We start from the raw sequence: 12,459 nt of genomic DNA on the forward strand, positions 1-12,459 counted from the left end.
CAATAATATATTAATACATATAATTATTAAGTATGGTAAAATAATATAATATAGACAAAATTTATTAATGAGGTGATCAATATGTTTACTTTACCTTCATTACCTTATGCATATAATGCATTAGAACCTTATTATGATGAACAAACATTGAGAATTCATCATGACAAGCATCATCAAGGTTATGTTAATGGACTTAATAAAGCTGAAACTAAACTTCAAGAAGCAAGAGACCAAGGAGATTTTTCTCTTATAAAGCACTGGGAACGTGAACTTGCCTTCAACGGTTCTGGACATATATTACACACTATGTTCTGGGAAAATATGATACCTGGTGGTTCTACACTTTCTGGTGAAGTTGCTGGTAGAATAGACAGAGATTTTGGAAATTTTCAAGCCTTCAAAAAACAGTTTTCTGCTGCAGCAGCAGGTGTAGAAGGCTCTGGATGGTGTACACTTGTATGGGTTCCTAAATTCCAAAAGCTTGAAATACTTCAAATTGAAAAACACCAAGATTTAACTTTGTGGGGATGCATTCCTCTTTTAATTCTTGATGTATGGGAACATGCATATTATCTAAAACATCAAAATAGAAGAGCTGATTATATAAATGATTGGTGGAATATCGTAAACTGGGATGACGTTAATAGACGATACTTAGAAGCCTTATCTTAAAAATAATAAAAAAGAAGTAGAAAGATATTTAAAAATTAATTCTTTTGCTTCTTTTTTATTTAATCTCTTTTAGTCATAAATTATATTATGGGCACATATTTTACAGTATAAGCAAAGTATTCAAATAAAATTTTTATTTGCTTTAATATTCCTTTAAGGAGGTAAATATATATAATGAAAGAAGTTTATCTAAATACTTACAATGCTCTTGTTAACTATTTGAATCATAATAACAATTTTGAGTCAAAGAATAAAGAACTCAAAAGCTTATCTGTAGAGGCACATAATACCTCTCAACTATTACCAATTGATTCTTCTCTTTCAAACTTTAAAGAAGAAATAGCTGTTTATAAAGATTATGCTTTTTGCTTTATTAGTAACGATTCTCATAAGATTTTGTTTAATTATATTCCTTTAAAAACTCTAGGTATAAGCAAAGATACAGAATATATAAATAAACAAGTAGCAAAGAAAATCCATTTTGTTCCTGTTAGTAGTATGCTTGGAAATATCGCTCTAGTAGATTCCAAAGAAGGATTTATAAATTATAATGTAATTAATGTTCATGAAGCTTTTAAGAACTATGCTAGAGTTAATTACTGTAAGACAGATTTAGTTACTCAAAATGACTTATTTAAAAATTTTAAAATAGCATTACAATCTTCTTACCCTCCTTCATCTGAAACTTCTAAATTTGGATATACTGCTAAGCGTCCAAATTCTAAACATATATTTAATTACATTTTCTTTAATAATACAATTGTAATCACTAACTATTCTAAGGCATAATAAAAAATAGTTGTTTAAAATAAAAGACTATATTTGCATTAGCAAATATAGTCTTTTATTTTAAGCATGCTTACTTCTCAATTCTTGTTCTATTATACATCGTCCAGACATTTCAGATATAGCCTCTGTTATGTCTGAAGCTTTGTCTTCATCAACTAAAACTATAATATAATCGCCTGCATAAATAGTTGTATCTCCTTTAGGAATAAGTTCTTTCTCTCCTCTTTTAACTCCTACAAGCAAACACTTTTCTGGCCATTTCAAGTCTTTTATTTTCTTACCTGCTACAATTGAGCCTAGCGTTACCACACTCTCAATAAGTACTTTCTTTTTACTATCTCCTATAAATTCATTTGCACCTTTATTATGCAAAAATCTTTCTAATAAAGTTTCATAAATAGGTTCAGAACCTAAAACATCCGTTATAATATAAGCTGTAATAGAAACTAAAGTTAGTGGAAGTAAATGAGTAAATGAACCTGTCATTTCAGTAATCAAAATACTCCCTGTAATAGGTGCTTTAACAATAGCAGTAAAATATCCCGCCATAGCTAAAATCATAAAGTTTGTAATATATTTAGGGTCAATATGGATTATTTTTGTTAAAGTAGCTCCATATATATTTCCTGTTAAAGCCCCAATTACTAATAAAGGTAAAAATATACCACCTGGTACACCTGAACCATAGCTTATCATAGTAAAGAAAAATTTAATTGCTAAGAAAAGTAACAACATAGCTATGGTAAAATTACTTTTAGTTAGTTCCATAATCAGTTCATGTCCACCACCAAGCAACTTTGGATTAGTCAATCCTATTATTCCCGCAATTATAAAAGGAATGATTGGTCTAAATTCAACAGACAGCCATTTCAGAGATGCATACATATCTTGTGTTTTGGTCAAAGCCTTGTTAAATGCCACACCAAAGATTCCTATAATAATACCTAATACTATTAAATATGCATAATATCTAAGAGGTAATGCTGATAATTCATGAAAATCAAACACAGGTTTAAGTCCAAAAAATTGTTTTGCTATAAAATCTGCCGTAAGCGATGCAGACATCGCAGATATTAACACTAATGGTGAAAAGTTTTTGTGCACTTCTTCTAGGGCAAATATAACTCCTGCCAAAGGCGCATTAAAAGCAGCGGCAAGACCTGCACTGGCACCACTTGTAATTAGAAACTTTTCTTCAATTTTTACTCTCTTAAATCCTCTACTATACCCTTGACCAATGGCTGCACCCATTTGAACCGATGGACCTTCTCTTCCTAAAGATAGCCCTGCTGCAAGAGCTAAAACTCCACCAATAAATTTTTTGACTACAACATTAAGCCAATTCATATCCATCTTTCTAAGAAGAATACCTTCTACCTGTGGAATACCACTTCCAGTAGCCATAGGTTCTTCCTTCATCATTCGGCCTACCAAGTAAGCAATTGTCACCAAACCAATAAACAAAAGAATAATATCCCCTACATTTTGTGATACCTTGGAATATAGTTCTTTTGTTATATGGCTTGATCTCTCTACTGCAAATCTATATAATACTATCAATAATCCTGATAATATTCCTATAGCAATTCCTTCTCCAACAAGCTTTAACCGGAATTTTTGCCAATGAAATAAAGTATTATAAATCCCATTTTTATCTTTCTCTTTCACAATCCTTCCTCCAATGTATACTTATTTAGTTTTTAATTACAAGTTAATTATAATCCTATAAAATAATATAATCAACTATATTTAATATAATCTCATATATAATATTTCCATTACTATATGTTTTTCCTTAGTATACTTTTTATTTCACGAATTTTCGTAGTATTTTATAAAACAAATTTTTATTTATAATATAGCATTTATTATAACACCTTTTTGTAGAATTCCTAATAAAATGTATTATAGAGTACTAGTTGGAGTGTGATAAGTATGAGTACTTCTAATTATAGAGATTTAGTAGTTGGAGTTAATATAAAAGCTCCCTTAGCAAACGGAAGGTATGTACAAGCTATCAATTTTGATAATGCAGCAACAACTCCACCTTTTGTATCAGTAGCAGAAGAAGTTATGCGCTTTTTAACATTATATTCTTCCGTTCATCGTGGATTTGGATATAAATCTCAAATTTCCACAAAAATATATGAGGAAACAAGAAAAGTTGTTGCTAAATTTGTCAATGCTGACTTAAATACTAATACGGTTATCTTTGTAAAAAATGCAACTGAAGCTATAAATAAGCTTTCAAATATACTTTATAAGAAATATAAAAATGGTGTTATTTTATCTACAGATATGGAACATCATTCAAACGACTTACCTTGGAGAAAATACGCTATAGATTATGTATCTGTAGATAAATATGGTGTGCTTTCCTTAGAAGATTTAGAAGAAAAGCTAATAAATTATGATGGTAACGTTAAACTAGTTACTATAACTGGTGCTTCTAATGTTACAGGATATAGAAATCCCATATATAAAGCTGCAGAGCTTGCACATAAATATGGCGCTAAAATAATGGTAGATGGTGCACAACTTGTACCTCACGCTGTTGTAGATATAAAAGCAGATACTTCCCCTAAGCATATAGATTATCTTGTCTTCTCAGCTCACAAAATGTATGCTCCCTTTGGAACTGGAGTTTTAATTGGATGTAAAAATGATTTTGAAAATATTCCTCCTGATTACCCAGGTGGAGGAACTATAGATATAGTTACTCACGATTATATAAAATGGACTGAAACTCCTCTCAAAGATGAAGCAGGTTCTCCAAACGTAATGGGCGTAGTTGCATTAGCAGTTGCTATAGAAACCCTTACTTCAATTGGAATGAAAAATCTTGAAGCTCACGAAAATACTTTAACACATTATACTCTTGATAAATTAAAAGAAATTCCTGATATTAAAATATACTATTCTAAAAGTAACATTAAAGAAAGAATAAGTGTTATTCCATTCAACATTGAAAATATCCCACATGAAGTGGTAGCAAAAATCCTTTCCTATGAATCAGGTATTGCAGTTCGTAGTGGATGTTTTTGTGCCCACCCTTATGTACAGAGACTTCTGCGTATGACAAAGGAAGAAGTAATAACTAGAATTAAAACTGGCAGCCGTAAACCTGGAATGGTTAGAATAAGCTTTGGACTTTATAACACCACAAAAGAAATAGATAAGTTAGTAAGTATTCTTAATAAAATTGTTTTAAATAAACAAGCTTATATAAATAAATATGGCTCTACTATATAACCATAAAATAAGAATGTTGCGTCGCAACATTCTTATTTTAGCACTTTAATTTCTATCCAAAATTTAACCACTTGCGATATCATAATTCTCTTTACTTTAAGCTGATATTCCTTGCTTCCAATCTTCATTATTCTATTATCTATAATTTCTAATAAAACTTCTCCATCAGTCTTTTCAATTTCTTTTCCTAATAAGCATTTAAATTTATCTTTAACATGTTTTTCTAAAGCAATCTTTACTATATCATCATTTTCTTCCTCATCTTCATATTTAAGCTGAATCTGAATGTCATTTACCATAAGCCTTTTATTGTCTATTTTTTCCTCAAGTCTTTCAAGTCGAAACTCCTTCTCTTCTATTACTTTTTCTAAACGCTGAATTTCTTTCATATAATTATCTATTCTATAGCTTATTAAAAGGTTTATAACTATTACTCCCAACATTCCCCCTATAAATAAACCAAGTATAAAAAATAAAAAATACCTTTTCTTATTATTTACTGCATCCATATTTGACCACACTTCTGAATTAATTTAATAAATCTAACCCCTAAATTAGCTCCAATAAGTGCTGCTAATATATATATTATTTGCTTAGCAAGGGATGTTGTTTCTCCTCTAAAAATTCCTTCTTCAATCAATTGGAAGGAAGAAAAAGTTCCACCCAAAGCTATTGCCACTGCCCATATCTTTATAGAATCTGCCAAATCCACCATAGTTTTAAAAGGTGGATGATTATTTACTAATGCACCTAGTCCAGCAAAAGAGCTTCCTCCAATTATAACTCCAAAAGAAATAAAAAAACTATATATAATATTAGAAATAAAATTAGACACTAATATCACCTTTTTCTATCAAAAAATTGTTTCTATATATTTATGATACTAGTATCTTCATTATTACTTTGATAAATTAAAGTGTCTATGAGTATATATCTGAAAACTCTATTTTTATCCTTTCAATTTTATTAGACGCTAGGTAACTGTGATTACTAGAATGATCTCTATCTTCTTCTACTGTTCTATTTGGTAGTTCAATTATAAATTCACTACCTTTTCCCCATTCACTTATAAGATTTATTCTTCCTCCATGCATTTCAATAAGAGATTTGACAATTGATAAACCTATACCACTTCCTTCTCTGTTTCTTGATAGAGATTTATCTACCTGAACAAATCTTTCAAAAATTGTCTTTTGCTTTTCTTCTGGTATACCTATTCCATCATCTTTTACAGATATAACTATTTTATCCCCCTTATCACACATGTTTACCAATATGTTACCTCCTGCATTAGTAAACTTTAAAGCATTTGAAAGTAAGTTTAGCACTATCCTTTCTATTTTATCAGGATCACAAGCTATAAATTTCTCTTCTACATCAGTATCAAAAATTAAATTCACACCATTATTTTCTATATATTCTACTACCGAAAGAGTAATAGCTTCAACTATATCCACAATATTTCTGTTTTTTAAACTAACTTGAAAATATCCAGCATCTATCTTTGTAATATCAATTAAGTTATTTATAAGTCTAACAAGTCTGTAACAATTTTGCTTCATTGTTGCTAAATATCTCTCAATTTTATCCCCTTTTTCCATTGGCATATTATTCTTTATTAACAGTTCAAGCATTTGATGTCCCCCAAAAATTACATTAAGAGGTGTCCTAAGTTCATGTGAAATATTTGCAAAAAATTCAGTCCTTAATTCTTCATACTTCATAGTTTCATTTAAAGATTTAGTTCTTTCTTCAACCTTCTTTTCTAATTGAGCATTAAGTTCTTTTATTGTTTTATACATATAAGCATTTTCTATAGATATTGCTGCTTGAGAAGATAAAAAGTTAACAATACTTAATCTTTGTTCACTAAAAACATCAGTAGCAAAATTATTTTCTAAATATATAATTCCCATAAATTTACCTTTGTTTATTATAGGAGAACATAAAACAGATTTTATATTATTTTTCACTATATATGCATCATGTATAAACATATTCTCCTTGGATGCATCCTTTAAAACTATATTTTGTTTAGTTCGTGCAACATAATTAATTACTGATTTTGCAATATTATTATATTCTTTAATTTTTACAGGTTTTGTTACCATAGAGTTAAGCTCATTTATACTTCCTTCTACTTCAATTATCAAACTATTATTTTGATTTAAAATTAAATATCCTCTTTGAGCACCTGCATTTTGAATTAATATTTTCATTAATTTTTCTAACAGATTCTCAAGTACTATTTCTCCTGAAATAGCTTGTGAAGCTTTTATAACTGCTGCAAGGTCAAATTTTTGATTATCTACTTCAGTTATAGCACAAGCAACCATATCTTCTGCTGTATAAGGCTTTGATATTAGTCTTTTTTCATCTCTTTCCTCATCATCCAAAAATATTTTGGAATATTTTTCTTTCAAATCCTTTAATTTTTCAGTAGCTCCCCATCTTTTATATAATCTATATGCTTGTCTTATATAGCTTACACAAATTCTTTCTTCTTCTTTATAAAAACACCCCATAATTTCACTAATAATAGACATATTTAATAACAATCCATTTTTTGTTGCATTCTTCATAGCCTTATAGTAAAACCTTTCTGCTTTTTCATAATCATTTTTTACACGATAAAACTCTGCCTTTAATAATAAATAATAACTTAAGAAATTTTCTGGGCAATTCTCTGACCATTTCTTTATTATTTTTAAATTATTTTTAAGTTTCTTAGTATAAAATTTTTGTTTTTCTTTACTACTATTATTATATATTGCCGTCATAGTAAGAGAAGCGTAAATTTTACTAAGAGCATATATAAAAGTTCCCTTGTAAAACTCTCCTTCTCTTTCAGCTTCTTTTAAATAAATCTTGCCTTCTTTAAAATCACCATATATATAACTTATAAATAATTTATATGTATGATAGCCCATAGTACCTATTTCACTATCTATTTCAAAATCTATATTCTCATCATATTTATCATTACTTAAACTATCTCTATGAGTAGTTTCTCCTTTTAAATTACATATGAGTTGTCTCATCAGTAGTATTCCAAGCTTTGCTTGATTATACTCTATCTTTTTAGCAACCTCTAAATACTTATTACTCTTCTCATATATCTTATCTAGAGAATCTCCCCTCATAAAAGAAAAACCAACTAAAGAATATGCACAATATATTGTATACATTGACTCTCCGCAATTTAAGCAGGAATTGTAAGCTTTATGTGCATAATCAATGGCTAGGTCAAAGCTTTTATTCCATAAAACAATCATATTCGAAAAATTACTCAAAGCCTTACTTACATAGGATTTATTTGAATTCTCAAATCTATTTAAAGCCTTTATTCCCACCTCATAACTTTCTTTGTAATTATTAAAAAACATATTTAACAATATAGCATAGTCTATATATGCACTTATATCATCATTTCCAGTTCCATATTTTAAAATAAAATTCATTTCTTTTAAAGTTAATAAATAAAATAAATTTTTATTGTAATACATTGAAGCTAATTTCAAGTTACTAAAGATTTTTTTTATCGCTTCTTTATCATTCTTTTCTATTTTTTTTTCATTAAATATCTCTTCTTCATTACTTATATTTATATACTTTAGATATCCTCGATATCTCTCCATCTTCATTATTTCAGTATATATATATACCTTATGTGGATGTGGTGGAATAGATATATTAAATAATTTTAATCCTTGTAGTCCTATTTCCACAGCTTTCTTAAAATTCCCCAAGGAAGTAAAAAACATAATCTTTAAATTATAAACTACCGCCTTCTCTTTCGCTGTCTTAGCATTTTCTAAAACAATATTAAATAATTCCTCCCCTGCTTGGAAATCACCATTAGTACATTCATATTCAGAAAGTGTTATACAAATTTCATAAGTTAAATTATACTGTGTTTCCCAGCTATCTTCTTTTAATAATCTGTATCCAAATCTTAAATAATCTAAAGCCACTTTATAAGCTGCAGATGCATTTGCTTTCTTTCCAGCTTCCAAATTAAGTTTTGCTAAATTATATATTTGTTCCTCTTCTTTAATCAATTCGTATGCTCTGTTAAGTTGATTTACAACCTCAAAAACATTACCTTCTATTTCTCTGAAAGATACATTTTCTAAGAGAACCATACCTATCTTAAGGTGAAATTCTTTTTTTTCATTCTGTTTAATCATTGAATAAAATTGTTCGTGAATATGATCATGAGAAAATATGTATATATGAGTAACCTTATTTATATAACTAATAGTACCATCTTTTGAAAGGTTACTATAATGTTTATTAACTGGAGATATAATTCCCATTCTTATTGCTGGAAGTATATTTATTACATTTTGGGATAATAATTTTTCATTACATTGTGACAATATTTTTAAATCAAATTCTGTTCCTATACATGCTGCTAATTTTAAAATCTCAATTGTATCTTTTGGTAACTTTTTTATTTTTTTTATAAGTAAATTTAGTGAATTTTCATCTACTTTTATTTTTGTAATCTTATTTATATCCCATTTCCAACAATTTTTTTCATAATTAAACTCTAATATATGCTCATTTACCATTGATTCTAAAAATATCTTTATAAAAAAGGGATTTCCTCCAGTTTTACAAGTAATTGATTTTACTAATGGTAAAGAAGAACTTCTACCGCAATGTAATGTATCACAAATTAAACTATTTACTTCATTTTCTCCAAAAGGCTTTAAACTTATAGTTGTTAAATTTTCTCCTTTTGTATTTATTCTTTCAGTTAGATTTGATAAAATATAGTTTTTATGCATCTCTTCTTCTCTATATGTACCAATAATCAAGAGACTGCTATCCTTAGTGTAATTTGTTAGCATTTCAACAAATTGCAATGAAGCAGAATCTATCCACTGTAAATCATCTAAAGAAAATACTATAGGATACTTCTTTCTTAAAAAAATCTCAATAAATTTCACAAATACCATACTAAATGTATTTTGTCCTTCACCAACTGTAAGTTCTTCATCTATTGGTTGTTTTCCAATAATATATTCAACCTCAGGAACAAAGTCAGTAATAATTTGTCCATTGTTTCCAACAGCCTTTAAAAATTCTTTTTTAAACTCTTCTATTTTTTCTTGACTTTCCATCAGTGTCTGTTTTATAAGCTTAGTAATTGCTTGAATTACTGGAGAATATGGAGTATTGTTATTGTACTGTGTACATTTTCCAGATATATATATACCTCCATCAGCTACTACTCGTCTATGTATTTCATTCATTAAAGTAGACTTTCCCATACCCCCAGCTCCTGATATTAAAACTACCTCATTATTTCCATTTTTAACGCTATAATATTTTTCTATAATTTCATTTATATCCTTATCTCTTCCATATAGCTTTTCTGAAAACTTAAGTTTATTTGTAATATCCTTTTCACCTAATTGAAATTTTTCAATATGCCCATTTTCCTCTAATTCAATCATACATCTAATTAAATCATTTCTAAGTCCATAAGCATTTTTATATCTATCTTCTGGATCTTTTGATAATAGTTTCATTATAATTCCAGAAATAACTTGAGGAATTCTTTCATTTATTATATGAGGATATAAAGGTTCTTTTGCAATATGTGAATATGTTAATTCTATTTCATTGTTTCCTTGTAGGGGAAGCATGCCTGTAAGCATTTCATAAAAAGTTACTCCTAATGAATAAAAATCTGTACTGAAATCTATTTCTCTAGCCATCCTTCCGGTTTGTTCAGGTGACATATAAGGAAGATTTCCTACCATATCACTAGATATATCCTTAGGTTCTACAAATTTTACATCTTTTGTATCAATATCGATAAGAATATTATGTGGATTTATATATTTGTAAATAATACCGTTTTTATGAAATTGTCCTATGATTTGACTAAGATTAAGTGCTACTTCTAGAAATGTTTCTATATCCATTATATTATTTGAACAAATTAAATTATGGAGAGAATACCCATTAAATCCCTGTGGTGTATGCATAATATAGCACCGCCCCCTTATACCATAATAAATAAATTATTACATATATATACAAATAAATATATACATACCAAATATTGTACCATTTTTTTGTATATATGTAAATGTATCGTGATGAGTATTATCTAATTTTGTAGTATTTTTATTCAAATTTTTATATATAAGAATTTGAATAAAAATACTACAAGTAAACAAAATAAATATAAATACTTAAAACAATGGAGGTTTATATATGTATCCAAAAGATTTTGAATATCAACATCAAGATACTCAACCTGGTCTTGAAGCTCTTATGAATCCAAAACCAATTTTTGAAAATCCCAACTACAAAGGAAGTAATAAGTTAATGAATAAAGTTGCTGTAATTACTGGTGGAGATAGCGGCATTGGTAAAGCAGTTGCACTTGTTTTTGCAGCTGAAGGTGCAGATATTGTCATATCATATCTTAATGAACATTGTGATGCAGAGGAAACTAAAACTTTGATTGAAAAAAAAGGGAGACAGTGTCTTCTAATTCCAGGAGATATTGGTGAAGAAGGGTTTTGTAATAAAATAATAAATGATACGATTAACACCTTTGGTCATATTGACATATTAGTAAACAACGCAGCCGTTCAATATCCTCAAAACAGTATCATGGATATTACTGCTGAACAACTTATGCTAACCTTCAAAACAAACTTTTTCTCAATGTTTTATCTAACAAAAGCAGCAGTTCCTCATATGAAAGAAGGAAGCAGTATTATTAACACTACTTCTGTTACCGCCTATGAAGGTCATGAAACTTTGATTGACTATTCAGCAACTAAAGGAGCAATTAATACATTTACACGTTCCCTATCTCTAAATTTAGCTAATGCCGGAATTAGAGTAAACGGAGTTGCTCCAGGACCTATTTGGACTCCACTTATACCTTCCAGCTTTTCCAAAGAAAAGGTTGCTAATTTTGGACATAATACACCAATGGGAAGAGCAGGTCAGCCTTGTGAAGTAGCAGGTGCTTATGCATTTCTAGCCTCTGAAGATTCTTCATATATCTCTGGGCAAGTAATACATATAAACGGTGGAAAAATTACAACTAGTTAATATTTAGAGGTTAGCCAAAATGCTAACCTCCATTTTATATGATTATATTAATATGAATCATGACCATATTTATGCTCTATATTTTCCCTCTCAGTATTATACTTTTTATTCATATCTTCAAAAGTATTTTTTACATTTTCTACTTCAGCTTCTCTAGCTATTTCTACTTCTTTAGACTCATAAATTTTCTCATTACCTGTTATATATGGATGTCTTTCTAAATGATTTTGTTTATGGTTCACTTTAATTCCTCCATTTTTTCTCTTCTATTTTCTTGTTTTTTCTTTAAATTTTCTAAGTTTTGTTTATTCATATTGTCAGCATTATGCTCCATATATCCTTGCGCATATTCATAATTTTTTTGTAAATTCTCTAGGTCATTTTTAACCCCACCACTAGAAGTTTCTGGTCCATAAACAATTGTATTTTTTAACTCTTCCATTTCTTCTTCTCTTTTTCTTTGTATTTCTTTTGCATGATCAAGTCTTTTAGGATCTCCAATATCTGAATGCTGTTCCATATGACGTTCTGTTCTAGTATAATTTTCTACTGTATTCATTAATTGTTCAACTCTATGCTCATTTTCTATTTTTCCATTCATACCTTTTGTCCTATTTTCATGATTATCTTTATTATGACTCACCAAAATCCCTC

General features: G+C 28.6%; 10 protein-coding genes. 4 read left to right on the plus strand and 6 right to left on the minus strand.

The features are described from left to right. Window positions 1–81: 81 nt before the first annotated feature. A complete protein-coding gene (locus tag OXH55_RS00385) occupies window positions 82–672 on the plus strand; it encodes a superoxide dismutase (protein WP_268047426.1) in 591 nt (196 codons plus the stop codon). Window positions 673–846: 174 nt separating this feature from the next. Further along, window positions 847–1,461, plus strand: coding sequence for a hypothetical protein (locus tag OXH55_RS00390; protein WP_268047427.1), 615 nt, complete (start codon window positions 847–849; stop codon window positions 1,459–1,461). Between the two features lie 60 nt (window positions 1,462–1,521). Here OXH55_RS00390 and OXH55_RS00395 read toward each other — a convergent pair whose 3' ends face one another. Continuing rightward, on the minus strand, window positions 1,522–3,129 hold the full coding sequence (locus OXH55_RS00395) for a ClC family H(+)/Cl(-) exchange transporter (RefSeq protein WP_268047428.1): 1,608 nt from the start codon (window positions 3,127–3,129) through the stop codon (window positions 1,522–1,524). 258 nt (window positions 3,130–3,387) lie between these two features. Between OXH55_RS00395 and OXH55_RS00400 the strand changes: the two genes are divergently transcribed. Continuing rightward, on the plus strand, window positions 3,388–4,713 hold the full coding sequence (locus OXH55_RS00400) for an aminotransferase class V-fold PLP-dependent enzyme (protein WP_418921814.1): 1,326 nt from the start codon (window positions 3,388–3,390) through the stop codon (window positions 4,711–4,713). A 32-nt stretch (window positions 4,714–4,745) separates the two neighbouring features. Here the strand turns inward: OXH55_RS00400 and OXH55_RS00405 are convergent, their stop codons facing one another. From OXH55_RS00405 to OXH55_RS00415, 3 genes are all read right to left on the minus strand, one after another. Further along, entirely contained in the window at window positions 4,746–5,222 is a 477-nt protein-coding gene (locus tag OXH55_RS00405) for a sporulation membrane protein YtrI (RefSeq protein ID WP_268047430.1), read from the minus strand. After that, a complete protein-coding gene (locus tag OXH55_RS00410; RefSeq protein ID WP_268047431.1) occupies window positions 5,210–5,548 on the minus strand; it encodes a YtrH family sporulation protein in 339 nt (112 codons plus the stop codon). The genes OXH55_RS00405 and OXH55_RS00410 overlap by 13 nt, the downstream gene beginning before the upstream one ends. 85 nt (window positions 5,549–5,633) lie before the next feature. Then, window positions 5,634–10,718 carry an ATP-binding protein gene (locus OXH55_RS00415; protein WP_268047432.1) on the minus strand — a complete coding sequence of 1,695 codons (5,085 nt, stop codon included), beginning with the start codon at window positions 10,716–10,718 and terminating at the stop codon, window positions 5,634–5,636. 232 nt (window positions 10,719–10,950) lie between these two features. On the opposite strand from OXH55_RS00415, the gene OXH55_RS00420 reads away from it, so the two are divergent. Beyond that, window positions 10,951–11,805, plus strand: coding sequence for an SDR family oxidoreductase (locus OXH55_RS00420; RefSeq protein WP_268047433.1), 855 nt, complete (start codon window positions 10,951–10,953; stop codon window positions 11,803–11,805). Window positions 11,806–11,852: 47 nt separating this feature from the next. Here the strand turns inward: OXH55_RS00420 and OXH55_RS00425 are convergent, their stop codons facing one another. Continuing rightward, window positions 11,853–12,047 (minus strand): hypothetical protein, encoded by a 195-nt coding sequence (locus OXH55_RS00425; RefSeq protein ID WP_268047434.1) that lies wholly within the window; start codon window positions 12,045–12,047, stop codon window positions 11,853–11,855. Then, complete coding sequence (locus OXH55_RS00430) at window positions 12,044–12,448, minus strand: hypothetical protein (protein WP_268047435.1); 405 nt, start codon at window positions 12,446–12,448, stop codon at window positions 12,044–12,046. Before OXH55_RS00430 ends, OXH55_RS00425 begins: the two co-directional genes overlap by 4 nt. Window positions 12,449–12,459 lie beyond the last annotated feature (11 nt).

Origin of the sequence: Clostridium ganghwense (genome assembly GCF_026735165.1) — a bacterium.
Classification (GTDB): Bacteria; Bacillota; Clostridia; order Clostridiales; family Clostridiaceae; genus Clostridium_H; species Clostridium_H ganghwense.

What these genes read in the sequence shown, in the direction of transcription:
- OXH55_RS00385 (WP_268047426.1), top strand. Translation starts at nt 82, where the DNA reads ATGTTTACTTTACCTTCATTACCTTATGCATATAATGCATTAGAACCT.
- OXH55_RS00390 (WP_268047427.1), top strand. Translation starts at nt 847, where the DNA reads ATGAAAGAAGTTTATCTAAATACTTACAATGCTCTTGTTAACTATTTG.
- OXH55_RS00405 (WP_268047430.1), bottom strand. Translation starts at nt 5,222, where the DNA reads ATGGATGCAGTAAATAATAAGAAAAGGTATTTTTTATTTTTTATACTT.
- OXH55_RS00415 (WP_268047432.1), bottom strand. Translation starts at nt 10,718, where the DNA reads ATGCATACACCACAGGGATTTAATGGGTATTCTCTCCATAATTTAATT.
- OXH55_RS00420 (WP_268047433.1), top strand. Translation starts at nt 10,951, where the DNA reads ATGTATCCAAAAGATTTTGAATATCAACATCAAGATACTCAACCTGGT.